The sequence below is a fragment of the Notoacmeibacter marinus genome (genome assembly GCF_002238045.1).
Taxonomy (GTDB): domain Bacteria; phylum Pseudomonadota; class Alphaproteobacteria; order Rhizobiales; family Rhizobiaceae; genus Notoacmeibacter; species Notoacmeibacter marinus.
In genome coordinates, this window is sequence record NZ_NBYO01000001.1 from 1,497,980 (window position 1) to 1,522,578 (window position 24,599).

The 24,599-nt window shown below is 63.1% G+C and carries 27 protein-coding genes; 12 read left to right on the forward strand and 15 right to left on the reverse strand.

Annotation, left to right across the window (positions count from 1 at the left end):
* Window positions 1-2 precede the first annotated feature (2 nt).
* The gene (locus B7H23_RS07190; protein WP_094076612.1) at window positions 3-1,280 is read left to right on the forward strand and encodes an HlyC/CorC family transporter; all 1,278 of its coding nucleotides are present in this window, start codon (window positions 3-5) and stop codon (window positions 1,278-1,280) included.
* A 12-nt stretch (window positions 1,281-1,292) separates the two neighbouring features.
* On the opposite strand, the gene B7H23_RS07195 is transcribed toward B7H23_RS07190, so the two are convergent.
* Window positions 1,293-1,610: a BolA family protein gene (locus B7H23_RS07195; RefSeq protein WP_094076613.1), complete on the reverse strand. Its 318-nt coding sequence runs from the start codon at window positions 1,608-1,610 to the stop codon at window positions 1,293-1,295.
* A gap of 108 nt (window positions 1,611-1,718) precedes the next feature.
* Between B7H23_RS07195 and B7H23_RS07200 the strand changes: the two genes are divergently transcribed.
* The 4 genes from B7H23_RS07200 to B7H23_RS07215 all read left to right on the forward strand — a co-directional run bounded on the left by B7H23_RS07200 (window position 1,719) and on the right by B7H23_RS07215 (window position 6,446).
* Window positions 1,719-2,333, forward strand: coding sequence for a J domain-containing protein (locus tag B7H23_RS07200; RefSeq protein ID WP_094076614.1), 615 nt, complete (start codon window positions 1,719-1,721; stop codon window positions 2,331-2,333).
* A 102-nt stretch (window positions 2,334-2,435) separates the two neighbouring features.
* Window positions 2,436-3,422, forward strand: a complete 987-nt coding sequence (cobS, locus tag B7H23_RS07205) for a cobaltochelatase subunit CobS (RefSeq protein WP_094076615.1) — start codon at window positions 2,436-2,438, stop codon at window positions 3,420-3,422.
* Window positions 3,423-3,516: 94 nt separating this feature from the next.
* Complete coding sequence (cobT, locus tag B7H23_RS07210) at window positions 3,517-5,424, forward strand: cobaltochelatase subunit CobT (RefSeq protein ID WP_094076616.1); 1,908 nt, start codon at window positions 3,517-3,519, stop codon at window positions 5,422-5,424.
* Window positions 5,425-5,426: 2 nt separating this feature from the next.
* Window positions 5,427-6,446 carry an esterase-like activity of phytase family protein gene (locus B7H23_RS07215; RefSeq protein ID WP_094076617.1) on the forward strand — a complete coding sequence of 340 codons (1,020 nt, stop codon included), beginning with the start codon at window positions 5,427-5,429 and terminating at the stop codon, window positions 6,444-6,446.
* Window positions 6,447-6,461: 15 nt separating this feature from the next.
* Here the strand turns inward: B7H23_RS07215 and B7H23_RS07220 are convergent, their stop codons facing one another.
* Complete coding sequence (locus B7H23_RS07220) at window positions 6,462-7,145, reverse strand: M48 family metallopeptidase (RefSeq protein ID WP_094076618.1); 684 nt, start codon at window positions 7,143-7,145, stop codon at window positions 6,462-6,464.
* Window positions 7,146-7,435: 290 nt separating this feature from the next.
* Window positions 7,436-7,738, reverse strand: coding sequence for a 50S ribosomal protein L28 (gene rpmB / locus B7H23_RS07225; protein WP_094076619.1), 303 nt, complete (start codon window positions 7,736-7,738; stop codon window positions 7,436-7,438).
* Window positions 7,739-8,002: 264 nt separating this feature from the next.
* Here rpmB and B7H23_RS07230 point away from each other — a divergent pair, with 264 nt between their 5' ends.
* Complete coding sequence (locus B7H23_RS07230; RefSeq protein ID WP_094076620.1) at window positions 8,003-8,785, forward strand: hypothetical protein; 783 nt, start codon at window positions 8,003-8,005, stop codon at window positions 8,783-8,785.
* A 45-nt stretch (window positions 8,786-8,830) separates the two neighbouring features.
* Window positions 8,831-9,742 carry an aromatic amino acid exporter YddG gene (gene yddG / locus B7H23_RS07235; protein ID WP_094076621.1) on the forward strand — a complete coding sequence of 304 codons (912 nt, stop codon included), beginning with the start codon at window positions 8,831-8,833 and terminating at the stop codon, window positions 9,740-9,742.
* Between the two features lie 10 nt (window positions 9,743-9,752).
* On the opposite strand, the gene B7H23_RS07240 is transcribed toward yddG, so the two are convergent.
* The 4 genes from B7H23_RS07240 to gloB form a co-directional block, all read right to left on the reverse strand.
* Entirely contained in the window at window positions 9,753-10,184 is a 432-nt protein-coding gene (locus B7H23_RS07240; RefSeq protein WP_094076622.1) for a DUF1284 domain-containing protein, read from the reverse strand.
* Entirely contained in the window at window positions 10,181-10,771 is a 591-nt protein-coding gene (locus B7H23_RS07245; RefSeq protein ID WP_094076623.1) for a biotin transporter BioY, read from the reverse strand. Before B7H23_RS07245 ends, B7H23_RS07240 begins: the two co-directional genes overlap by 4 nt.
* Window positions 10,772-10,924: 153 nt before the next feature.
* The gene (locus tag B7H23_RS07250; protein ID WP_094076624.1) at window positions 10,925-11,566 is read right to left on the reverse strand and encodes a GntR family transcriptional regulator; all 642 of its coding nucleotides are present in this window, start codon (window positions 11,564-11,566) and stop codon (window positions 10,925-10,927) included.
* A 57-nt stretch (window positions 11,567-11,623) separates the two neighbouring features.
* Window positions 11,624-12,391: a hydroxyacylglutathione hydrolase gene (gene gloB, locus B7H23_RS07255; protein WP_094076625.1), complete on the reverse strand. Its 768-nt coding sequence runs from the start codon at window positions 12,389-12,391 to the stop codon at window positions 11,624-11,626.
* A 158-nt stretch (window positions 12,392-12,549) separates the two neighbouring features.
* Between gloB and B7H23_RS07260 the strand changes: the two genes are divergently transcribed.
* From B7H23_RS07260 to B7H23_RS07270, 3 genes are read left to right on the forward strand one after another with little or no spacing between them, the layout of a single operon-like run.
* Window positions 12,550-13,254, forward strand: coding sequence for a methyltransferase domain-containing protein (locus tag B7H23_RS07260; protein WP_338044322.1), 705 nt, complete (start codon window positions 12,550-12,552; stop codon window positions 13,252-13,254).
* Window positions 13,255-13,301: 47 nt separating this feature from the next.
* Window positions 13,302-14,408 carry a histidinol-phosphate transaminase gene (gene hisC / locus B7H23_RS07265; RefSeq protein ID WP_420814467.1) on the forward strand — a complete coding sequence of 369 codons (1,107 nt, stop codon included), beginning with the start codon at window positions 13,302-13,304 and terminating at the stop codon, window positions 14,406-14,408.
* On the forward strand, window positions 14,405-15,352 hold the full coding sequence (locus B7H23_RS07270; RefSeq protein ID WP_094076628.1) for a prephenate/arogenate dehydrogenase family protein: 948 nt from the start codon (window positions 14,405-14,407) through the stop codon (window positions 15,350-15,352). The genes hisC and B7H23_RS07270 overlap by 4 nt, the downstream gene beginning before the upstream one ends.
* Before the next feature lie 6 nt (window positions 15,353-15,358).
* Here B7H23_RS07270 and B7H23_RS07275 read toward each other — a convergent pair whose 3' ends face one another.
* Window positions 15,359-16,378, reverse strand: a complete 1,020-nt coding sequence (locus tag B7H23_RS07275; RefSeq protein ID WP_094076629.1) for a DUF2125 domain-containing protein — start codon at window positions 16,376-16,378, stop codon at window positions 15,359-15,361.
* 47 nt (window positions 16,379-16,425) lie between these two features.
* On the opposite strand from B7H23_RS07275, the gene B7H23_RS07280 reads away from it, so the two are divergent.
* Entirely contained in the window at window positions 16,426-16,968 is a 543-nt protein-coding gene (locus B7H23_RS07280) for a gamma-glutamylcyclotransferase (protein ID WP_094076630.1), read from the forward strand.
* On the opposite strand, the gene B7H23_RS07285 is transcribed toward B7H23_RS07280, so the two are convergent.
* The 4 genes from B7H23_RS07285 to ftsE form a co-directional block, all read right to left on the reverse strand.
* Entirely contained in the window at window positions 16,951-17,760 is an 810-nt protein-coding gene (locus tag B7H23_RS07285; RefSeq protein ID WP_094076631.1) for a lysophospholipid acyltransferase family protein, read from the reverse strand. The two genes, B7H23_RS07280 and B7H23_RS07285, sit on opposite strands and share 18 nt — an antisense overlap.
* A gap of 89 nt (window positions 17,761-17,849) precedes the next feature.
* Window positions 17,850-18,551, reverse strand: a complete 702-nt coding sequence (locus B7H23_RS07290) for a YdcF family protein (RefSeq protein WP_094076632.1) — start codon at window positions 18,549-18,551, stop codon at window positions 17,850-17,852.
* 57 nt (window positions 18,552-18,608) lie between these two features.
* Window positions 18,609-19,592 (reverse strand): cell division protein FtsX, encoded by a 984-nt coding sequence (locus B7H23_RS07295; protein WP_094076939.1) that lies wholly within the window; start codon window positions 19,590-19,592, stop codon window positions 18,609-18,611.
* 79 nt (window positions 19,593-19,671) lie between these two features.
* Complete coding sequence (ftsE, locus tag B7H23_RS07300; RefSeq protein WP_094076633.1) at window positions 19,672-20,331, reverse strand: cell division ATP-binding protein FtsE; 660 nt, start codon at window positions 20,329-20,331, stop codon at window positions 19,672-19,674.
* 411 nt (window positions 20,332-20,742) lie between these two features.
* Here ftsE and B7H23_RS07310 point away from each other — a divergent pair, with 411 nt between their 5' ends.
* Window positions 20,743-21,120, forward strand: a complete 378-nt coding sequence (locus B7H23_RS07310) for a response regulator (protein ID WP_094076635.1) — start codon at window positions 20,743-20,745, stop codon at window positions 21,118-21,120.
* Between the two features lie 54 nt (window positions 21,121-21,174).
* Here the strand turns inward: B7H23_RS07310 and B7H23_RS07315 are convergent, their stop codons facing one another.
* The 3 genes from B7H23_RS07315 to B7H23_RS07325 all read right to left on the reverse strand — a co-directional run bounded on the left by B7H23_RS07315 (window position 21,175) and on the right by B7H23_RS07325 (window position 24,552).
* Window positions 21,175-21,531 carry a hypothetical protein gene (locus tag B7H23_RS07315; protein ID WP_094076636.1) on the reverse strand — a complete coding sequence of 119 codons (357 nt, stop codon included), beginning with the start codon at window positions 21,529-21,531 and terminating at the stop codon, window positions 21,175-21,177.
* A complete protein-coding gene (locus tag B7H23_RS07320; RefSeq protein WP_094076637.1) occupies window positions 21,528-21,857 on the reverse strand; it encodes a hypothetical protein in 330 nt (109 codons plus the stop codon). The genes B7H23_RS07315 and B7H23_RS07320 overlap by 4 nt, the downstream gene beginning before the upstream one ends.
* A gap of 70 nt (window positions 21,858-21,927) precedes the next feature.
* The gene (locus tag B7H23_RS07325) at window positions 21,928-24,552 is read right to left on the reverse strand and encodes a TIGR02302 family protein (protein ID WP_240534995.1); all 2,625 of its coding nucleotides are present in this window, start codon (window positions 24,550-24,552) and stop codon (window positions 21,928-21,930) included.
* Between the last annotated feature and the right edge of the window lie 47 nt (window positions 24,553-24,599).

The window sequence follows — 24,599 nt, forward strand, 5'->3', positions numbered from 1 at the left end:
CGATGTGGGTGATCATTTGCGTAATATTGGGGCTCATTGTCCTGTCCGCGACATTCTCCGGTTCGGAGACGGCGCTGACAGCGGCCAGCCGTGCGCGAATGCACAGTCTGGAAAATGGCGGCGATCCCCGCGCCGGCATCGTCAGCCGTCTGATCGAGCGCCGTGACCGGCTGATCGGCGCGCTGCTGATCGGCAACAATCTGGTGAATATTCTCGCGTCCGCCCTTGCGACATCGATGTTCCTCGAACTGTTCGGCGATCAGGGGGTGGTTTGGGCGACGCTTTCGATGACGGTGCTGCTGGTCGTCTTCGCCGAGGTGCTACCCAAAAGCTGGGCGATTTCCTCGCCCGATACGTTCTCGCTGGCCGTCAGCCGGGGCATGTCGGTCTATGTTGCGGTGCTGGGGCCGATCTCCTCGCTGGTAAACGGTTTCGTCCGCCAGGTGCTGCGCCTGTTCGGCATCAAGCTCGGCGAAGGGCAGTCCATGCTGACGGCGCATGAGGAGTTGCGCGGCACGATGGAGGTGCTGCATCGCGAAGGCGCCTTCGTCAAAGCCGATCGCGACCGGTTGGGCGGGCTTTTGGATCTGGCGGAACTGGAAGTTTCCGACGTGATGGTTCACCGCACCAGTATGCAGACACTCAATGCGGACGATCCGCCTGAAGATGCAGTGCGGCAGATTCTCCATGCGCCCTATACCAGGATGCCGATATGGGAAGGCACGACCGACAACATCGTCGGGGTCGTCCATGCCAAGGATCTGCTGCGCGCGCTTCACGATGTGAACAACGATCCGTCCCGGATCGATATCCGCGCTATCGCAGCGCCGGCCTGGTTCGTGCCCGACACCACGACGCTGCAGGACCAGCTGAACGCCTTTCTGCGGCGCAAAAGCCACTTCGCCATGGTCGTCGATGAATATGGCGAGCTGGAAGGGTTGATCACCCTGGAGGACATTATCGAGGAGATTGTCGGCGAAATCGCCGATGAGCACGACATCGAAATGAAGGGCCTGGCCATCGAGGCCGACGGCTCGGTCGTGGTCGATGGCTCGGTGCCGATTCGCGATCTGAACCGCGCACTCGACTGGAACCTGCCGGACGACTGGGCCACCACGGTGGCCGGGCTCGTTATTCACGAAACGCAGTCGATCCCCGACGAGCGGCAGGCCTTCACGTTTCATGGCAAACGCTTCGTGGTGCTGCGACGTGAGAAGAACCGGATTGTCAGCCTCCGCATCCGGCCGGTGCTGACGGCCGGCGAGGAATTGCCGCAGTAGAAGCGGACGGCTTTACCAACGTGTCGGTTCGCCTGGCGCCGCCGGTTCGATGGCAAGCGCATGGACCTTGTCGGGCGCCAATTCGTCGGCGAGCGCGTCGTTGATCGCGCGATGACGCTCGATCCGGCTCATTCCATCGAATTGCGCTGCGACGATGCGAACCCGGAAATGCGTTTCGCCCGCCCCGTCGAAACTGCCGTCATCGGCCGAATCGCGATTGTGATGGCCTGCGTGCAGATGGCTCTCATTGACGATCTGCAGTCTTTGGGGATCGAAACGCGCCACCAGTTTCTCACGCATCGCCGTTTCGAGGGGGCCGGTGGCGGACATGGTTCGTTCTCACATTGAGGTCAGGGCATATGGATCGCACCCTTCGGCTGAATTATATGCGCTTGTCAATTCTTGTTCTGGGGCGCGAAGCACCCCAATCTTTGGGCCATGAAACCGCGTTCCAACCTTTTTGATTCCATCCGCGTCAAATCGCAGCAGAAAAAGCGTGCGGAGGCGACGAGCGCGCCGACCTGCCAGTGGGATGGCTGCGACAGGCCGGGCGAGCACCGCGCGCCGGTCGGCCGCAGCGCGGAGGGCGAATATTTTCGCTTCTGTGTCGATCACGTGCGCCAGTACAACAAGGGCTACAATTATTTCTCCGGCCTGTCCGACGGCGAAATTGCCCGTTACCAGAAGGAGGCCGCCACCGGGCACCGTCCGACCTGGAAGATCGGCTCGCTCGGCAGTGAAACCTCGGCCGCACCGGAAATCAGTTCGATGCGCAGCGGCCGCGCCGGCTATTACAGCGCGACGGGACGCCGGCAGCCCGGACGTCAGGGCGCCAGTGTGGATTACGAAAAGCCGCTGAAACCGCTGGAGAAAAAGGCGATTCGTACGCTCGGCCTGGAAGGGCGTCCCGATTCCGAGGTGATCCGCGTGCGCTACAAACTGCTGGTGAAACAGTACCATCCCGACGCTAATCAGGGCGATCGCGGCAGCGAAGAGCGGTTTCGCGAAGTGCTCGACGCCTATCGATTGCTCAAGCGTTCCGGTTTCTGCTAGGGGACGGTAGCCCCGGACAAGCGTTCAAACGAGACATGCAAGAAGGACAAGGTGGGCCGCGGGGCATTTTGAGTCGCCGCGAAACCGCCGCGACGAAACGTGATGGATACTCAGACTTCCGACAAGCCCAGCCTTCCCGACACTTCCGTTTCGGTTCGTGAGACATTCGGCATCGATTCCGACATGGTGGTGCCGGCCTATTCCGAGGCCGATCCCCATGTGCCGGAACTCGACGCGGATTATCTCTTCGACCGCCAGACCACGCTCGCGATCCTGGCCGGCTTCGCCTATAATCGCCGCGTTCTGGTGTCCGGCTTTCACGGCACGGGCAAATCCACCCATATCGAGCAGGTCGCCGCCCGCCTGAAATGGCCAGCAGTGCGCGTCAATCTCGACAGCCATGTCAGCCGGATCGATCTGGTCGGCAAGGACGCCATCGTGCTGCAGGACGGCCAGCAGGTCACGGAATTCCGCGACGGCATCCTGCCATGGGCCTATCAGAACAACGTCGCGCTTGTCTTCGACGAATACGATGCGGGCCGACCCGACGTGATGTTCGTGATCCAGCGGGTGCTGGAAAGCTCCGGCCGGCTGACGCTGCTCGACCAGAGCCGCGTGATTCGCCCCCATCCGGCCTTCCGCCTGTTCGCCACCGCCAACACGGTCGGTCTCGGCGATACGACGGGCCTCTATCACGGCACCCAGCAGATCAACCAGGCGCAGATGGACCGCTGGTCGATCGTCACCACGCTGAACTATCTGCCGCACGACAAGGAAGTCGCCATCGTTCAGGCCAAGGCGCGGCACTATCAGAACGAGCAGGGCCGCGATGTCGTGGGCAAGATGGTGCGCGTTGCCGACATGACCCGCGCCGCCTTCACCAATGGCGATCTCTCCACGGTGATGAGCCCGCGGACGGTTCTGACCTGGGCGGAAAACGCCGACATCTTCAAGGATGTCGGCATGGCGTTCCGGCTCACCTTCCTCAACAAATGCGACGAGATGGAGCGGACGATCGTCAGCGAGTTCTACCAGCGCGCCTTCGGTGAGGAACTGCCCGAAAGCGCCGCGAATGTCGTGCTGGGGTAAAGCCCGTTCGGGTCGAACAGCCAACGAGCGCTGAAGTGGGCAGCCTGGCAATTGCCCCTTGCTCCGATTCGGGTTCACCCCTTATCTGCATTCCATGAGCAGTTCCGGTCACAATTCCCGCAAGGCGGCCAAGACGATCAGCGAAGCGCAGGACGGGTTCAAGCGGTCCGTTTCGGCGACCGTGCGCGCGATGAGCGGCGATCACGATCTCGAAGTGTCGTTCTCGCGCGACAAGCCGGCGCTAGTCGGCAATCGTGCGCGGTTGCCCGATCTGCCGAAGAAACCAAGCGCTGTGGATTTGTCCGTCACGCGCGGTATCGGCGATTCCATGGCGCTGCGCCGCGCCTGCCATGATGAGCGGTTGCATATGCGCCTTGCGCCGGAAGGCCGGCAGGCGCGGGCGGTCTACGATGCGGTGGAGGCCGCGCGCTGCGATTCCATCGGCGCCAACCGGATGCCCGGCGTGGCCGACAATATCGGCGCGATGTTGGACGATCGCTGCCAGAAGGCGAACTTCTCCGCGGCTACCGGCCGTGACGACGTGCCGGTCGAAGAGGCCGTCTCGATGCTGGTGCGCGAAAAGTTGACGGGGCGGCCCATGCCCGAGGCGGCGCGCAACGCCGTCTCCTTCTGGCGCGAATGGATCGAGGAGAAGGCCGAGGACCGGCTCGATACGCTGCTCGATGACATCGACAATCAGGACGATTTCGCCCGTTCCATCCGCGAACTTCTCGTTTCGCTGGAGATGGCCGAGGAACTGTCGGACGAGACGGAGGACGAACAGGACCCATCCGAGGATGAGGAGAGCGAGCCGGAGCCGCAGGACAGCGAAGACGAAGGGGGCGACCAGTCCGACGGCGAGGAGGATGCATCCGCCGATGCGTCGGAGCAGGATGGCGACCCGCAGGACAGCGACCAGACGGACATGGCGGAAGCCTCGGACGCCGATTTCGACGAGGACGAGGAAGGCGAAGACGAGGCGGAAACGCCGGGCGAGACACGCCGGCAGGAGGATGTCTTCTCCGACATCGCGGCCGAGCTGGACTACAAGGCCTACACGACCACCTTCGACGAGGAGGTCGCGGCGGACGAGCTGTGCGAGCATGACGAGCTGGAGCGGCTGCGCGCCTTCCTGGACAAGCAGATCGGCAATATGCAGCGGGTCGTCAGCCGCCTCGCCAACCGGCTGCAGCGCCGCCTGATGGCGCAGCAGAACCGGTCCTGGGATTTCGACCTCGAAGAGGGCTATCTCGATCCGGCACGGCTGTCGCGGATCATCATCGATCCGATGCAGCCGCTATCCTTCAAGCAGGAGCAGGACACCAATTTCCGCGACACGGTGGTCACGCTTCTCATCGACAATTCCGGTTCGATGCGCGGCCGTCCGATCACGGTGGCGGCCACCTGCGCCGACATTCTGGCGCGCACGCTGGAGCGCTGCGGCGTGTCGGTCGAGGTGCTCGGCTTCACCACGCGGGCGTGGAAGGGCGGCAGCAGCCGCGAGGAATGGCTGAAGGCAGGCAAGGAGCCGGGGCCGGGCCGCCTCAACGATCTGCGCCACATCGTCTACAAGAGCGCCGACATGCCCTGGCGGCGGGCCAAGCCCAATCTCGGCCTGATGATGCGCGAGGGCCTGCTGAAGGAGAACATCGACGGCGAAGCGCTGATGTGGGCGCATCGCCGGCTCCTGCAACGGCACGAACAGCGCAAGATCCTGATGATGATCTCCGATGGCGCGCCGGTGGACGATTCCACCCTGTCGGTCAATGCCGGCAATTATCTGGAACGGCATCTGCGCGCGGTGATCGAGCGCATCGAGACGCGCTCTCCGGTCGAATTGCTGGCCATCGGCATCGGCCATGACGTCACGCGCTACTATCGGCGGGCTGTGACCATTGTCGATGTGGAGGAACTGGCCGGCGCCATGACGGAACAGCTGGCCGGCCTCTTCGAAGACGAGACATCCGGCCACGGGCCACGCCGCGCCGCCGGACGCAGGTGAATATGTCGGGCCGATCCGCTGTCGCGCTGGCGATCGGCGCGCTGGTCGCGACCATTGCGATGACGGCGACCGCATGGGCCGAAGCGTTCGCTGTGCGGACCGAGCCGATCGAAACCTTTCGGATCGGTTCGGATGAAACGCAGTTCGGGCCGCTACGCTTCGTCGGTGGACTGAATCTCATCGGCGGTCACCGCCATCTCGGCGCGTTCTCCGCCTTTCGGTTTCGCGATGGCGATGGTGGCCGAATCGTTGCCGTCTCCGATACCGGCTTCTTCCTCTTCGCCCGGATCGAACGTGATGCTGAAGGGCGTCCCATCGGGATCGCCGATGCCAGCCTTTCGGAAATGACGGATCGAACCGGCAAGGTGCAGCGGGGGAAATATCTTTCCGACGCAGAGGGGCTGTCGCTGGATGGCGACCGCGCCTCCGTGGCGTTCGAACGCATCGACCGTATCGTCGAATTTCAGCTCGACGGGGACCGGGCCTCGCCTCTTCCCACCGAGGTGCCGATCCTCATCCCGGGCCGGGAACTGCGGTCCAATGGCGGGCTGGAAGCCTTGGTTCGCACGCCGGAGGGCGGCCCGTTCGAAGGCGCACGGATCGCCATCGCCGAGACGAGTATCGACCGGAACGGCAATATCCTTGCCGTGGTTCTGGAAGGGTCGCGGCGCGGGCAGTTCTCGGTGCGCAAGAGCGGCCGCTTCTCGCCGACCGATGCGGCTATCCTGCCGGGTGAACGCCTTTTGCTGCTGGAACGGTCCTTTTCGCTGGCGCGCGGTGTCGGAATGCAGTTGCGGATGATCGATCTGGCGACAATCCGGCCGGGCGCGACAGTGGACGGCGAGGTGATTTTGACGACAGATATGCGCTACCAGATCGACAATATGGAGGGGATCGACGCGTTTCGCGCGCCCGACGGCAAGCTGCGCATCGGCTTGATCTCCGACGATAATCGCTCGATCCTGCAGCGAACGCTCTATCTGGAGTTCGAACTGAACGCGGCCGATAAGGCGATTCGATAACGCATCGGGATGACCTCAACTGCCGGCGGATGAGGGCAAAGGCTCGCAGCCGGCACTGTCGCGTTCGCCAATCGCGTCCGGCAGGAGCCTCGTCAGCTCCGCAAATCGCGTGCCGTGTCCGGGATGGGTCGAGAGAATTTCCGGCAAACCCTTGCTGATCCTCGCCATACGTTCCCAGACCTTCGGCGCCGCGCGCGGATCGAAGCAGGCGCGCGCCATCAGAATCAGGCCGATCCGGTCGGCCTCGCTTTCATGCACGCGTGAAAATGGCCGCAACACGCCAAATTCGCTGCCGAGGCCCAGAAGCGCGTAGATCAGGCTCTGGCTCTCGGGACTGCTGCCGACGAAGATCGAAGCGGTCAATTGGCCGACACGCGCCAGTTCGGCCTGCGTCATCCGCTCCTCGGGGTGGCGCGCGATCACATGCGCCATTTCATGGCCGATCACCGCCGCGAGACCCGCATCCAGGCCGGTCGCCGGTAGAATGCCCGTATGGACGGCGATATTGCCGTTCGGCAGGGCGAAGGCATTGGGCGTGCTGTCGTTGAGGAGAACCACGTCCCAGTCGATCTGCCGACCGGAGAGTTCGGCCGCCGGACCTTCCAGGCGCGTAACGATACGCCGGATCGTCTCGGCTTCATCGCTATCGATAATGACAGCGTCGCTTTCGACGACCTTGGCAAAAGCCTGCTCGCCCATCTGTGCCGCGACTTCGGAACTGACGCCGATCAGCTGCGAGCGATCCGTATAGGGTACGGTCTGCCAACCGAACAGCAGGGTCCAGAGCGCACCGAACGCGGCGACGATGAAGGCGATGATTCCGATAGCTCTGCCCTTTCAAGACCGGACGGACCTGACAATAAGGGCGATCTAGGGTGACGGACAGGGCGCGCAAGCGCCATAGCCTCGTCATTCACGGGAGCAATGGCACAAAAGAAAACCGGGCCTGAACGGCCCGGCCAATTCTTTGCAGAAGCGATGCCTTGCGATCAGGCCGCCGGCAGGTTTTCCTTGTCGAGCGCCTTCTGGACCTGGCGCTTGATGAGCCGGGCGCGCTGCGACAGCGTCTCATTCTTCGATTTCATCAGGAAATTGTCCAAACCGCCGCGATGCTCAACCGTGCGGAGCGCCGCCGCGGAAACGCGCAGGCGATAGCTCTGGCCGGTCGCATCCGACATTAGCGACACGTTGACGAGATTGGGCAGGAAACGGCGCTTGCTCTTGTTGTTGGCGTGCGAGACGTTGTTGCCAACCATCACGCCCTTGCTGGTCAGTTCGCAGATGCGGGACATCGTGATCGATCCTTCGTTTGGTCCGTGGCCGAGCGGCTGCGTATCATACAGGCCGGCTGCTGAGGCGACACGCGAAAAAGCCGCGCACGCGCGGCTCGGTTCGGCGGGTCGGCCGGAAAAGTCGCTGTTCCATAGTGGCAAGTCGCATTGGCGTCAAGTCGGGATTGCCTCTGCGGCCAGGGCGCTTCCCGTCGCGATGGCGCCGCATTTTGGCGCTGATAGTAGTCGCCAAGGGGCGATCCGGGCAGAAGGATCGAAGAAATTATGACCATCGATACAATTCGGCGCGCTGGCGCCCTCGCCATTGTCGCGTTGATGATGTCGCCGCAACCGTCGGCGGCTGTCAGTCTCGGCGCCGATTACGTGTTTTCGGTCTTCGGTCTGCCGGCCATGAAGATCGATATCGACTGGAAGGGCGAGGGCAGCCGCTACGCCATCGACGGTAAGCTTCGGCCAGCCGGGATCGGCCGCATCTTCGGGAACATCAAGGGGGACCTCTCGGTCGATGGCCGGATGACGGCGGATGGCTGGAAACCACAGAATTTCGCCATGGGCTACAAGGGCAAGGATCCCTGGCGCGGCCGAGCGCAGTGGGCCGGCGACACGCTGACCATGTTGCAGACCGAACCCGACAACCGGCGCAAAGGCGGCAGTGCCTGGGTGCCGCTCGATGGCAATGCAAAGTCCGGCTTCGTCGATCTGTTCACCGGCATGGTGGTCGAATCGGATACGGCCAACGGGGTATGCGGTCGCGCGCTCGATCTTTTCGATGGCGAGATGCGCCTGAAACTCGCCATGGGCGCGCCCAAGCCGGTCGCCCTCCGCATCAAGGGCGCACCGAAAAAGGGCATACAGTGCGCGGCGCGCTTCACGCCGGTCGCAGGATACAGCAAGAAGAGTTCGTCGCGGCAGCACCTGGCGCGCCAGACCATCACGATCGTCTGGGCCAATCCGGTCGGTCGATACTGGGTGCCGGCTTCGGCGATCATTCCGCATAAGGATGCGACACTTCGCATCAAGGCTTCGCGGATCTATGGCAAGCCCTGAAGCTATCCGGCTTGCGAAGGCCCTTTCGCCGATCTAAGCCCGGCCATGATCCGCTCGACCCTTATCGGCTTTCTGGCCGTTCTTCTGTGGGCCTCGCTGGCCCTGTTCACGACGCTGTCGGGCGCGGTGCCGCCGCTATTGCTCAATGGCTTTTCCTTTGCGGTGGCGACACTGATCGGCCTTGTCTACGGCCTTTCCAACGCGGCGCGGCGACAAACCCTGAAGCAAACGCTTCGGCTGCCGCCTGTCGTTCTGGGTGCCGGCATCGCCGGCCTCTTCTTCTTTCACGCGCTCTACTTCGCCAGTCTACGGCTGGCCCCGCCGGTGGAAGCCAATCTTCTGAACTATCTTTGGCCGCTTTTCATCGTCCTGGGCTCGGGACTGGTGGCAGGCCGTGCGCCGGGCTGGCGGCAATGGATCGGCGCATTGCTCGGTCTGATCGGGACGGGGCTGATCGTGATGAAGGAGAGCGGGTTCCAGTTCGAGACCGCCTATCTGCCCGGTTATGCGCTGGCGCTGGGCGCGGCCTTCTTCTGGACGAGCTATTCGCTGGCGGCTCGGCGCTTTGCCCATGTGCCGACGCTGGCGGTCACCTGGTACTGCCTCGGCACGAGTGTGCTCAGCTTTATTCTCCACGCGCTGTTCGAAACGACGGTGCTGCCGCAGAACGGCCTCGAATGGGGTGCGGTCCTCTGTCTCGGCCTCGGGCCGGTGGGCATCGCCTTTTTCTTCTGGGACGAAGGCATGAAACGCGGCGACGTTTCCGTCCTCGGAGCCGCCGCCTATGCCGCGCCGCTTCTGTCGACCTTGTTGCTTATCGCTTTCGGTCAGGCCGAACTGACGCTGCGGATTGCCATTGCCTGCCTGCTGATCACCTTCGGGGCGGCGCTTGCGGCGTCCAGCCTGTTCGGCCGTGACCGCAAAACGGAACCTGCGGCCCAAACACCGGTTCCCTGACGGAAAGACCTCAGGACGGGTCAGGGGCAATGGCGGCTTCGCGATAGTTCTGCTCGGCGATGGAAGAACATAAATCGTGCCATTCGCAGCCTCCGCAGCCCGAACGGAGGCGGCCGGAGGCTAAAGCATCTCGCAGACGTCCGATCCGTTCGTCGGACAGAGCGAACCGCTCGCCGAGCCGGATCGGTCTTCGCAGGACCTGTTCGACGGCGTTGGCGGCGCGATCATCGCGTTCGTTGACCGAGCTACGATAGCAATGCGGATCGACTTCCCCGAGAAGCGGCGCGCAAATATCGTCCGGCCCCTCCACGATCTCGATATCCTCGCCAGCAGCCAGCCGCCCCGCGATCACGGCCAGATTGTCAGTGAAGGCGGGGCTGTAGCCTCTGCCGGCAAAAGTGAGAATGCAAAGCAGATGGTGCGGGCGAAGCCGAACCGTCATGTTTCCGCGCGTTTCGTGCCGCGCGTCATCGCTTTCAGCACTGCGGCGGCGAGAGCCGATTTAAGGACGCCGCCGATGATGAAGGGTAGAACGCCAGCGACGATGGCCTTCTCAACGCCGATCATGGCCGCCAGCCAAGCCGCGCCGAGCACGAGGCATAAGGCGTTGCCAATCAGCATCGCGGCGAAGGCGAAGGCTACGCGCTGGCCGTTCCAGCCGCGTTCTGCGAGCCAACCGACCACCATGCCGACGATGGGAAAGGCCAGGAGGTAGCCGCCCGTCGGGCCGAAGAAGTGCGCGAACCCACCTGCTCCACCGGCAAGCACCGGGAGGCCGGCCGCGCCTTCCGCCAGCCAGGCCAAGATCGTCAAGCCACCGAGACGCCAGCCATAGAGCGCGCCGATAAGCGTGACGGCGAAGGTCTGCATCGTGACCGGCACCGGATACATCGGCACTTCGATGTAGGACGAGAGCGTCAGAAGCAGGCTGCCGAGCAGTACGGCGCCGATACGCCATGCCAGCGAGCGGTTCTGCAGATCAAGCGGGCTGAAACCAGGTCGGGCGGTATAGGTTTGGGTGGGGTGCACGAGCGTATCCTTATTATAGATAATTTATTTATTCTATCGCTAAAGACTCCACAGAACGCGTGTCATTGCAAGTCCGTCTTTCGACGGAGCGATAAATTTCCTGCCAGAGCAGCCATTCGGCAGATCAAGCGAAGCGGTAATGAAGGGGAGGCTCTAGCGCCGTCCGCGCCGGTCGGCGCTGGTCTTTCCGATCCAGCCAACATGACGGGCCAGAAGGCGCGCCGCGCCATCGGCATCGCCGGCACGCAATGCGTTCAGGATGGCGCGATGATCACGATCGGTCGGCGTGTCCCATTCCGCCCGCCAGCCGGAGAAGAGAAAGCGAGCGCTGGCGGTGTGCAAATCGTCTATGGCCTGCAGCAGGCGTGGCATATCGCAAGGGGAGAGGATCAGCCGGTGGAACGTGCGGTTCGCCTCCTCCCAGCTCTCGACATCGCGTGCGCGGTCGCCTGCCCGGGTGGCCTCTTCCGCCGCGTCGAGAATGGCACCGGTCAGATGCGGAGCGGCGTTTCGTAGCGCCAGAGCCTCCAGAACCGCGCGCATCTCGGCGACCTCGCGAACCTCTTCCTGCGTAAAACCGGCAACACGGACGCCCCGGCGCGGCTCGCTCACCACGAGGCCCTGCGCTTCGAGGCGGCGGAAGGCCTCGCGGACGGGGACATGGCTGGTGCCGAATTCCTCCGCGAGATGATCCTGGCGCAGACGCGCGCCGGCTTCGATCCGGCCGGTCACGATGCGATCGGCCAGTTCGCGACCGATTCGCGCGGCAAGAGGTTCTGATTTCGCAGTCGACATCGTATTATCGATAATCCGCGATGGGCGCGGCGTCCAGAAGGCTTACCAGCCTCCCGGTCAGAAACGGTCCTTTCGCGCACGAATTTCGGCGAAAACCTCTGCCGGCGACGCGTCCACCATGCCGAGCGCGTTCTTCAGCGCCGGGTCGGAGGTCCGGAAATAGGGGTTGGTTTGCTTTTCCAGTCCGATGGTCGTCGGCAAGGTCATCTCGCCGGCCTGACGCTGTGCCTCGACCGTTCTCAGCCTTTGGCGCAATGCTTCGTTGTCTGGATCGACGGTAATCGCGAAACGGGCATTGGCGAGCGTATATTCATGGCCGCAATAGACCTCGGTATCGTCGGGGAGCGCCGCCAGCCTGTCGAAGCTCTTCTGCATGTCGGCCGGACTTTTTTCAAACAGGCGTCCGCAACCCATGGCGAACAGCGTGTCGGCGGCGAACAGTAATTTCGATTTCGGGAAAAAATAGCAGATATGGCCTGCCGTATGGCCGGGCGTTTCGATGATCTCGATCGGCTCGTCGCAGATGGAGATTGCGTCGCCATCGCCGACCAGTTCGTCCAGTCCGTCGATCTTGCCGGCCTCGCCCCTCGGGCCGGTCACTTTCGGCGTGAAGCGGTGTTTGAGCGGCTTCAGCGCTTCGACATGATCGCCGTGGTGATGAGTGATGAGAATATGGGTGAGGTTCCAGCCCGTGCGTTCCAGCGCGGCGAGAATCGGTCCTTCTTCGGGCGCATCGATGCAGATCGTGCTGTGACTTTCGGGATTGTGGACGAGGACGCAGAAATTGTCGCTCCGCGCCATGAACTGCTCGATTTCCAGCGGCATTGGGTCTCTCCACTTTGTGCGACCGTCAGAAAGGTGCGGCGGCGATCGGGGCGGTCAAGGTTTTCTTAAGCGCTCCGGCACCTTATCTTGCCACTATGCACTGCGAAATTCGTGCCCTTCGTGACTTCTACGCCAGCCCGCTCGGGGGTTTTGCCGCCGTGTCCATCACGCGGGCGCTGACGGCGGTGTGGGAACCAAGCGCCTCGGAGCGTTTCGTCGGCATCGGCTATCCGACGCCCTGGCTCGACCGGTTTTCGCCGGATGCGGAACGCACGCTCTGCTTCATGCCAGCCGGGCAGGGGGCCGTCGCCTGGCCGAGCGAACAGAACAGCGCCACCGCGCTCGTGTTCGACGAGGAACTGCCGCTGGCCGACAGTTCCGTCGACCGCCTTCTCTACATTCACGCGCTGGAGCATTCGGAAAATCCGCGCGAGACGCTGACCGAGGCCTGGCGGGTGCTGTCGCCCGGCGGACGTGTCGTCGCAGTGGTGCCGAGCCGGCGGGGTCTTTGGGCGCGATTCGAGCATACGCCGTTCGGCACCGGTCGGCCCTTTTCCGAAGGCCAGCTTTCGCGACTCCTGGAAGACAGCAATCTGACGGTGACGCACCGTGTCGAGGCGCTGCATTTTCCGCCCTTGCGGCGGCGCATGGGGCTTCGCTTTGCCGGCACGCTGGAGCGCATGGGCCGCCGGCTTTGGCCGGTCTTCGCCGGAGTGCGCATCGTCGTTGCGGAAAAGCGGCTCTATCAGGGCTTGCCGGTCGCCGAGCGCGCCAGCCGCCGGGTCTTCCAGCCGGTCCTGCAACCCGCCGGAGCGCTCAGCCGACACTTGCGGAGCCTCGACATGGACAGCCGCGCCGGATAATCAACGGGACCACTTTATCCCGTTCGAGAACCGCCATGACAGAACAAATGAAAACGGACGCTCCGCTGGCCCGCCAGTCCATCGGATCCATCAGCCCCTACGTGCCTGGCAAAAGCAAGGCCGAAGGCGGGGAAAAGGTCTACAAGCTGTCGTCCAACGAAACGCCGGTCGGGCCTTCACCGGCGGCCATCGAGGCGTTCCGCGCGATGGCCGACACGCTCGAACTTTATCCGGACGGCTCGTCCGCCGATCTGCGCGCGGCTATCGCAAAGGCCCATGATCTGGCCGCCGACCGCATCATCTGCGGCGCCGGATCGGACGAATTGCTGTCGCTGCTGGCCTACACCTATCTCAACCCCGGCGACGAAGGCATTTATTGCGAGCACGGCTTTCTGGTTTACCGCATCGCCATTCTGGCGGCCGGCGGCGTGCCGGTGATCGCGCCGGAAACCGGTGAAACGGCCAATGTCGACGCAATCCTGGAAGCCGTCACCGAGCGGACGCGGATGGTCTTCCTGGCCAATCCGAACAATCCGACCGGCACCTATCTGCCCGCCCACGAAGTGCGACGATTGCATACCGCCCTGCCGAAGAACGTGCTGCTCGTTCTCGACGCGGCCTATGCCGAATATGTCCGCAACGATGATTACGAATCGGGTCTGGAACTTGCGAGCACCGCTGGCAATGTCGTCATGACGCGCACCTTCTCGAAAATCTACGGACTCGCTTCGCTGCGCCTTGGCTGGATGTATGGCCCGGAGGCGGTGATCGATGCGGTCAATCGTGTGCGCGGACCCTTCAATGTGACCGGTCCGGCCATCGCTGCCGGCGTCGCCGCAATGGGCGATCAGGACCATCTGAAGCGCGCCGTCGCCCACAATGAGGAATGGCTGAAGAAGGTCACGGATGGGCTGGAGGCGCTTGGTCTGCGCGTTACGCCCTCGGTCGGCAATTTCGTTCTGATGCATTTCCCGGACGGGGACGATGCACGGAGCGCTGCAGCGGCCGATGCCTATCTCGCCAAGCGCGGCTATGTGTTGCGGCAGGTCGGCGGCTACGGTTTTCCGAACGCGCTGCGCATGAGTATCGGCACGGCGGAGGCCAATAAAGGCGTTCTGGCGGCGCTTGCCGACTTCATGGACAGTCCCGCATGAACCAAGAAACATTCGGCCGGATCGCGCTGATCGGTATCGGGCTGATCGGCTCGTCGCTGGCGCGCGTCATCGCGCGTGAAGGGCTGGCGGACGAAACCGTCATATCGACCCGTAGTCCGGCGACACTCGAAGAGGCCCGCTCGCTCGGTCTCGGCGACCGATATGAACAGGACGCCGCCGAAGCGGTTAAGGGCGCTGATCTGGTGATCGTTTCCGTGCCAGTCGGTGCGTCCGGCGCGGTGGCGCGGCAGATCGCCCCTGCGCTGAAAAAGGGCGCGATCGTCACCGATGTCGGTTCGACCAAGCGGTCCGTCATCGAACAAATGGCGCCCGAACTGCCGGACCATGCGCATTTCATTGCCGGGCATCCGCTGGCCGGTACGGAAAAAAGCGGCCCGTCGGCCGGCTTTGCGTCGCTATTCGAAGATCGCTGGTGCATTCTGACGCCCCAGGACGACGTCGATCCGTCGGCGATCGACCGCCTCACCGCATTCTGGGAAGCCTGCGGCAGCCGGGTAGAAACCATGGATGCCGCGCACCACGACCAGGTGCTGGCGCTGGTGTCACATGTTCCACACCTCATCGCCTACAATATCGTCGGTACGGCGGACGAACTGGAAAATGTGACCGAACGCGAGGTCATCAAATATTCGGCTTCCGGCTTTCGCGATTTTACCCGTCTGGCGGCATCCGATCCGACCATGTGGCGCGATGTCTGCCTTCACAATCGCGACGCCATTCTCGAAATGCTCTCGCGCTTCTCCGAAGATCTGACGGCGTTGCGCAAGGCGGTTCGGCGGGGCGACGGCGATGCGTTGTTCGACCTCTTCACCCGCACCCGCTCGGTGCGGCGGAGCATCATCGAGGCCGGACAGGATGTCGATGTGGCCGATTTCGGACGATCGATCGCGGGCGGACGTGACGGCGACGGCGCAAAACCGTAACGGGTGTCACGGTAGCGGCGGGATACGCGGCAGCTTGATGAAGAGGATCGACGGCACGCCATCCTTGATGCGGACGGGAATGGAGGGCGTCTTTCCGTCCGCGGTGAAGCCGTCCAGTGTCTTGAAGGCCGAGCGGATGGTGTCGGCCTCGCCGGGCGCCAGTTCGGCGATGATGTCTCCGAGCCGTTCGGGCGACTGAATGCGCACGCTGACATCGCCATTGATCAGGCCACGCTCATCGATCGAATAATCGCCGGATATCCAGATCTGCGGATCGCCGGACGGCGTGCGAAGGCGCAGTTCCCGCAAGGTGCCGGATAGACCCCTCATCGTCGTGAAACCGTTGCCGGCGAGCCGCGCTGCACCGTCGGTGATCGATGCCTTCGTGGTCAATGTCAGGGGTGGCAGGCGGACGGCCGTCGGCACCGCCGCGAAGAAATCCGCCAGTTCCAGTTCCAGATCGAGGTCGCCCTGGCGGAGGCGGCCTGAGAGGTCGATTTTGGTCGCTTCGGCGAAGGTAGCCTGCGAGGATTGCCTGGACAGCGTCACATTATCGGCGCTGATGGAAACACGTTGCGGCAAAGGCTCGTCATAGTCGGTCGAAAACCGGAGGTCGTTCCATCTCATGACCAGTGGAGGAATGGACGTTCCTCCCAGCGCCAGCGGCGCTTCCAGCTTGCCGCCGATGCGCTCGGGCTTTCGAATTTCCGCCGTCGAAACGAGGCTCTGCGCCGTCGCCGCGTACTGGCCATCTGCTGTCGCGAACGAGACCGAATCGCAGACCACACCAAGACGCATGGGATAGCCCGTCGCTTCGAGATCGGCGCAGGAGACCTGGGCGCCACCGGCCGCGATCTGTGCCAACACAGCCCGCGTTTGCTCTTCCAGCCGGCTGGCCATATAGAACCAGCCCGCGGTCCAGATAGCGCAGATCGCAAGGGTCATGGCGAGAAGGCCCGCGATCATCCGACCGGGACGGAAACGCGATTTCCGGTCATCGGGATGGATGGCCAGACGCCGGGTCATGAGGCCAGAACCTGCGGAAGGAAGAGGGCGAAGCACATGGGGGCGATATGACCGATTTCTGGGTTTTTGGCTATGGCTCTTTGATGTGGCGGCCCGAATTCGAACCGCTGGAAACGGTGCGCGCAAGGCTGCATGGCTACCGCCGCTCGCTCTGCATCTCGTCTCATATCATGCGCGGAACGCCGGAGCGGCCCGGTCTGGTGCTGGGCCTGGACCGCGGGGGTTCCTGTGTCGGGCTGGCCTTTCGCGTCGACGGCCGCCGCAAGGATGGCGTCATGGCCGATCTGCGGGCGCGGGAACTGGTCACCAATGTCTATCTGGAATGCGAGCGATTCGTCCGGCTCGTCGATGGCCGGCGGGTTCGCGCGGTCTGCTATGTCGTCGATCGCTATCACGCGCAATATCTCGGTGCGCTGAGCGTTCACGACGCCGCTAGCCGGGTGGCCGGCGCTACCGGCAAGTTCGGGCCGAACTCGGACTACGTCCTGAATACGGTCGATCATCTGCGCGAACTCAATATCAACGATGGCTGGTTGGAGGCGGTCGCCCGCCATCTGCGGCAGGACGAACGGTCAGTCGCGGCGCGGTAGACCGGCGGTCTCTATGCCCAGTTCTTCCAGCCGCGCGATCGCTGTTGGCGGAAAAGGCGGCGGACTATCCTCGCGCGCGATCTCAATCAGCAGTTCATCGCAGGCCGTTTCGATCCGCTCGCAGAGCAGTTTGCGAAAATCGGCCCGTGGCAGACCGGGTTGGATCGGCTCCAGAATGCGCGCCGTCATCACACCGGGATACCGTCGGAACTGACGGCGTGGCCAGTAAAGGCCCGCCAGATGCGCGATCGGCACCACCGGCACGTTCAGCCGGGCATAGAGTTCCACGATGCCGTATTTGTAATCGGGCGGAGCGCCCACTGCCTTGCGGGTGCCCTCCGGGAAGATGATGAGCTGACGATCCTGGTTGGCCATGCGCCGGCCAGCTTTCTCGACGATCTGGTCCATCACCGCGCGGCCCTTGCCGCGATCGATGGCGATAAAGCGGAAACGCAGCATGTACCAGCCGAAGAGCGGTATCCAGGTCAGTTCGCGCTTCAGCACGATCATCCCCGCCTTGATCTGTGGCACGAAGGCGAACGTGTCCAGGAAGCTCTGATGTTTGATGGCGACGATGCAGTTGGTGTCGACCATGTTCTCCCGGCCTTCGATGCGAAGGCGGATGCCGACGATCTTCTCGGCCAGCCAGAGATTGCTCGCCGACCAGGTCTTGCCGACCCCCCAGACATACCAGAACGGGCCGAGAAAGGTGAAAATGCCGAAGACCAGCATCTGGAACAGAAGGTTGAGATAGAAGACCGCGTTGAAGATCAGCGATCGGATGGCGAGCATTGTCATTCCGTTATGCGAGAGCAGTCCTGTCGACTGGCACATACACGAGGAGACAGCCGGCGAAAAGCGTCCAATACGGGCAGGGAAGCCTACAGCGTCCATCCATGCGACGCCGCGAAGGATCCGACCGGGCCGGGCACCGCGTTTCGAATGATGGTCAGCAGGTATTTGGCATATTCCTGCGCCAGAAGACGCAGGGTCGCGCTGTTGGAGAGCCAGATCCCTTCGCGGATCACATCGGTGCGCACCGGCGCACCGATCAGCGTCTTTCGGTCGTCCGCCTGGCGCAGTTCCAGCAAGGAGCGTGGCAAGTGCCAGTCGCTCGTTACGATGATCAGCGCGTCGAAGCCGTTTTCATCCGCCCAGGCCAGCGTCTCACGCGCATTGCCGGCCGTGTCGAGCGCCTCGGCGTCGAGATCGACGCAGCATTCGAAAAGGTCCGAATAGCCTTCATGTTCGGCGGCAAGGTCCGCGATCCTGTTATCGGGATGAACGCCGGAGATCAGAAGCCGCTTGCCCCTGCCATTCTTCAGCAGTTCCAGCCCCTTTTCGATGCGGCCGGAGGCGCCGGTGAAGGCGACGATGCCTGCATTGGCGGGAAACGCCGACGGCGCTTCGACCCGATGGATGGAATAGACGAAGAAGATGAACCCGCCCACGACCGCGCCAAGCGCGGCCAGCAGCAGCCAGTTCACAAATGTGCCAACGGTACGCAAACCCCGTCGTAACCCGCCGCTACGACGCATCGTTAGCGCCGCGGTGTCGTTCACCGAATGTCCGGCCCGGCTCATTTCCGTCCCTTTCGCGCCACCCCCAAAAAGCGGGTTGCGCCCTCTTCGAACGACGCATCACGAGTGCTCCAGAGCGCGCCGATCCATCTCGCCGAGATAGTTCAGAACGGTGACGTGGGAGGTGATCGCTGTCAATGCGGCGATCAGGATAATCAGTGCGCCGACACCGAGCCAGCCGGAAAGACCGATGGCGAAATCGCCGAACAGGGCGCTGGTCTGATCGCCCTGCGGCGTCGCCATGGAGTTGACGGACCAGACGTGGAAAAGCCCGAAGATCAGCAGCGCCGCCCCGCCGCCGCTGGCCGCGCCCCGAAGGCCGATCAGGAGGAAGTGCCTCCGGAATTCCCGCGCGATGAATCGCGCCTCCGCACCCACGAAATGCAGCACCTCGATAATCGGATCGTTGCCCGCCATGGCGCCTCGCGTGGCGAAAACGACGGTCAACACCGTGGCAACGATCATCATTGCAAGCACCGCGAACCCGATAATGATCGTCGTGCCTGCCATCTTGACGAGCCGATCGACCCAGCTTCGATGGTCGTCGAGCGACAGATTGTCGATTTCCGCCGTAAGGGCGGCGCGCAGTTCCGGAAAATCGGGCGGGTTCGCCTCATCGATCGTCAGCAGGATAAGGCGGGGCACAGGCAGTTCCGACAGGTCGAGGCCTGTGCCCAGCCAAGGCTCCAGCAAACGCCCGGTCTCCTCATCGTCGATGATCTTGGCGTCGACCACACCGGGGAAATCCTCGGCAATCGCAAGAGCGCGCTGCAGCGCGTCGGCCATGTCCAGCGATTCGCCCGGACGGATCTGAATGGTCGCTTCGCGGGCGATCTGGCTCTGCCAGCGTGAGGCCGTGTCGGCGACAAGGCTGACCGCTCCGATGGTCAAACAGCACAGGAACGTCATGATCGCGATGACGAGCGTCAGCGCCCGACCGGCGACGTTCTGCTGGGGGATGATCGGTGTTGCCTTGCTGCCGGGCTTGGCTGCGAAGCCCAGGCCGGCCCTCAGATGCGGCAACCGGGGAAGGCGCGGGGCCATGCCGACGCGATTGGCCGTGCGCGAGAGGCGAGAGGGCAGTTTGCCATTGCCTGAAAGGTTCCGCTTGCTGGGCGCGTCCTCAGTCATGCGTCACCAGATGGCCGTTCTCCAGCACCATGCGCCGCGCCTCGACCTGATCCATCAGGCCCAGATCGTGAGTGGCGATCAGTACGGCCGTGCCCGACCGGTTCAACTCGATGAAAAGGCGCAGTAGCCGGTGCGCCATGGGCGGATCGACATTGCCGGTCGGCTCGTCCGCCAGAAGAATGTCGGGCTGTTCGATCAGCGCGCGGGCAATGGCCACGCGCTGTTTTTCGCCGCCTGAAAGGACCTGCGGCATGACGTGCATGCGGTCACCGAGGCCCACCCATTTCAGCAGCTCGGTGACGTCGCTCGCATAACTGGCCTCGTCGCGGCCGCGCACGCGGAGAGGCAGGGCGACATTCTCCCAGGTCGTCATATGTTCCAGCAGGCGGAAATCCTGAAACACGATTCCTATCCGTCGGCGAATCTCCGGCAGATCGTGTCGCGTGACCTGCGCCCGGTCCTTGCCGAAAATTGTAATGAGACCACGGGTCGGCCGCAGTGACATGAAGAGAAGGCGCAAAAGCGTGGTCTTGCCCGCACCGGACGGACCGGTGAGGAACTGGAACGACCGCTCCGGAATGTCGAAACTGACATCGCGAAGGATCTCCGGGCCCATGCCGTATCGCAGACCGACATTTTCGAAGCTGATCAAAGCTGTTCCGCCCGTTGTGCCGTCGCCCCGTCATGGCGCGCTTCCACCGAATCCCTGTGCCCCAACATGGTTAAAGGAGCCTTAAGAAAGTCGTCAACATTCGACGAAATTAAGGTTTTGTTAAGCATAATGCGCTTAGCTCAATGCTGTATCGGACCCGGTAAACCCATCCATCCGACCGCAGGACAAATGATGAACACGCACCATCTGTGCAGTCGGCAGACGACCAAGACGGACATTGTGGAAGCCGAATTCGAGATTATTTCACCCACAGCTAAATCGGACCGATCATTTGCCGGCTCGGGCGGTGAAAATAAGATCGGATTTGCGATTCTAATGGTCGCGCTGTCATCGGTCGCCTTTCTTGTTTCAGGCGGATGGCATGTTTTTCGAAACTGAGAGGTATGATCGATGGCCCGCATTCTGATCGTGGAAGATGATGATGCCGTTCGCCATTTCACAGCGCGGGCGCTGATGCATGACGGCCATACCGTTTCAACCGCCGAGGATGGGGATTTGGGACTTGAACTCGTCGAGGAAGAAGAGGGCCGGTTCGACCTGATCCTGTCCGACATTCGCATGCCGGCCATGGACGGCATCGCCATGGCGCTGGCCATCGCCGAACGGTTTCCGCATCTGCCGATTCTCCTGATGACGGGTTATGCCGAACAACGCGAGCAGGCGAGCGACGTGCGGAGCGTCATTATCGACGTCCTGCCCAAGCCTTTCGAACTGGCCGATCTGCGCAGCTTCGTCGATCAAGCACTCGCCGAACGAAAGGCCGCGTGACCATTTTCGGGACAGGGTGGCGCGGATCGCCTCGCCACCGGCAGCGCGGCGTCGCTAATCACCAGCGGGCTGCGTGTGAAAACATTCGATCATCGCGGCGACGGTTCGCCTGATGGCCGCCCATTGCGGCAGATACGTTGCGGCATAGCTGATCTGCACGTCGATTGGCGCCATCTCGATCACATGGCGGCATTGTGGCACAGGCACGTCGTCCGGGTCCGAACAGAAAATGTAGTCGGTCATCCGCCCATTCTTGCGATGAATATACTGGATGTGACCGCCATGTTTGACGGGCAGGTCCAGCTTCCGCAGACCGTAGGCAAATGGCTTGCTTGATACCGGTCTATTCGTATTGAACTCATCATACGACCGGAGGGATACAAGCCACTCGATATCGAGCCGCTTGCTCATGAGTAGTCGCATGGCCTTGATGTCGACAGGCCCAGGCGTGTCAGGTCCCGATTGTCGATTTCAAGCAGGAGCGCGCCGTGCGTTGTACCATCCCGTTGGCCGAAACCGTCAAAGCTGCGCGGAACCTGAAAGGTGACCGGCTTTCCTGAATTGCCCTCCTCGATCGTCAGCGTCATCGTCGGTTCTGGAAGGGATTCGCAGACGCTGATGGGTTCCGCCGTGGTCGCGGTCGCCGTAATCGTTGCTGTCAGCAGGACGATACCCGAAAGGCCGGTCACGACGGGACGGCACCGACGTCTGGCCAAATCATCCTGCGAGCCGGTCATAACGCACCACTCCCCTTCGGCCCACAGCCTCCCGACCGACAACCCGCTTCATCGCGGGCCCACGCACGCCCTACTGCGTTTCCAGCAGCCGTTCCAGATATTGGCGCTCCAGTTCCGGTGAAAGGCGGTCGCCCAGCCGGCGGCGGATTTCTTCCAGAATGCGCCGCGCCCGTTCCGCTTCGATCTCTTCGGGAACCTTCGTCGTGTCGCCGAAATCGGGTCCGCGCGTGGCGCGCGGACGGCCCAGTGGATCGCGGTCGTCGGTTCCGCGAGCCTGACCGTTTTCACCGGGGCCGCCCTCATCGCCGGGTCGGCCTTCCTGCATGGCCTGCATCTGGTTCATCATATCCTGCGCGCCGCGTCGCATCGCTTCCAGCGCCTCGCCCTGATTGCCGACAGCGCCGCGGCCGTCCTCCTGGCTTAGATCGTCGCCCGCCCGCCCCATGGCCTCGCCCGCATCGCCAAACCCTTCGCCAGGTTCGATGCCGGAGCCGCGCAAATCGTCTGTCAGACGTCCGAGATCGCGCTGCAATTGTCGTTGACGGTCCTGCAGGTCCTGTAGCGTCTGGCCAGCCAGCCCGTTCTGACCCTCTCCGGGCTGTTGGCCCTGGCCTGACTGTCCTTGGTCCGGCTCACCCTGACCCGGTTGCACCTGGCCGGGTTCGCCTTGACCTGGCCGGTTCTGTCCCTGCCGGTTCGGATCACCGGGCTGCCCTTCCTGACCGGGCTCAGCCGGTTCGCCCTGCTCCCGGCGGAAGGTCTCGTCCATCAATTCCTGTTGTTCGCGCATGATTTCGCCGAGCTGATCCATCTGTTGACGCATGCGCCCTTGTGCGCTCTGCTGGCCGGACTGCCCTTGCATGGCCTGCATGTTCTGCATCATCTGCTCCATCATGGAGAGCAGTTGCTGCGCCGCTTCCTTGTCGCCGTTCTTGGCCAGTTCCTCCAGCCGATCCAGCATGTCCTGCAGGTCTTCGCCGGTCATCGTCTGGCTTGGATCGGGCGGCGGCTGGTTGGCGCGGTTCGGATCACGCGCAGCGTTTTCGGCCAGTTCGCGCATATATTCCGCCATGGCCGTGCGCAATTCCTGCATCAGGGCGTCGATCTCGTCCGGCGAAGCGCCGCGTTCGATGGCCTCGCGCAGGGCCTGCTGAGCATCGCGGAGACGTTTTTCCGCGGCGCTCAGATTGCCGTCTTCGATGCCGATGGCGACCTCCCACATATAGTCGACCACCGCCCGCAACTGATCGTCCGTCTCGGCCTGATCGAGGCGCGACACGACGGTCGACAGCGCCAGGTAGTCGGCCAGACGCGGTATTGTCTGTTCCGGCCGCAACATGGTGGATTTCAAAAGCCGCTCGACATAGGGCTTGTCGTCCGCATCCATCGCCAGCAATTGCCGCTGTTCGAGCACGGCCAATGCGAGCGGATTGGTGAAGCGGCGTTCCGGCAGAAAGATCTCTGCGGTGCGGCTGCGGGACGATTGCCCGGCGGCATCCTCCGCCATGATGTGAATGCCGACCGCCATGCCGGCAAAGGGACTCTCGATCAGTTCGGTCACTGTTTCGCCTGCCCCATCGCCACGTCGCGGCGGAATGCGCAGATCGATCACCGGCGGTTCGTAAAGGGGCCTTGCTTCGGGGTCGGGTGGATCGAGCGTCGCAACGATGGCTTCCGCCGAAACCACGCCGTAATCGTCCGTCAGCCGGTATTTCAACGCAAGCGCGCCGGTCGCTTCCTCCGCCGGCGCTTCGGTGAAGCGAACTTCCGGCGGGCTGTCCGGCGTGACGGAGAAGGCGAACGGACCGGCCTGTCCACCGCCGACCGCCAATGTGCCGTCATTCTCCAGCACGTAGTCATATTGCGCCGTATCGGGCCGTTGCTCGCTATCGGAGCGTGGAATGGACGCTGCCTCACCGCCGATCGGCGTCCAGTCGACCCCGGTTTCGCCGCCGATGACGCGGACCGTCACGGTCGAAAAGCGCGGCACCGTGAACAAGGTTTCGCTACGGTTCTGCTCGGCTGTCAGGAAAACCGGGGCGCGGCCGGTATAGTCGGGCGGCGTCACCCATGCGTCGATTCGCGTCGGCGGGGTGCCCGGCCCTCCTGCCCGGGCGGAAAAGGCATCTGTGATGCGGCCACCGGCGTCCGAGAAGGAAAAGGCGAAGGCGATAACGAGAAAAAGCGGCACCAGCGTTCGAAGCGCGTATGGGTCGCGTCTGGCGATGTCGCTGGCCGGCAGGCCCGTGCCGAGCGCACCGATGCGTCCGGCCATTCGCTTCTGGTGCTCGCGCCAGAGCGCTCGTGCAAGCGGATCGCTGGCGGAGGTATCTGCGAGATGATCGGTCTGCGTCGCGATCGGTCGATGGTGAAGCCGGTTGTGCCGCTCGAGACGAAGATCGATTTCCCCGGCAGTCGGCGAGCGAAAATGGCGCAGGCGGAGCAGCGACCAGATCACGCCGGCGCCAAAGGCGACAAGCAGACCGTAACGAACCGTATCGCCGGCGACCCGGAACAGCCCGAACCAGGCCGCGATCAGAAACAGCCCGCCAATAAGCAGCAAGGGCAGGATGAGTGGCCAGAGGCGCTCGGCCACCATGGCAGCGCCCATGCCGAAACGGGTCCGGCGCAGCCGAGACGCCAGCCCGTCTTCCGAACCGTTTTGAAGGGAATGCGATTGCGGCTGATCGGCCAACGCGATTCCTTTGCTTCTGCCGCGCGACCCACTCACGCTTTAAGCGG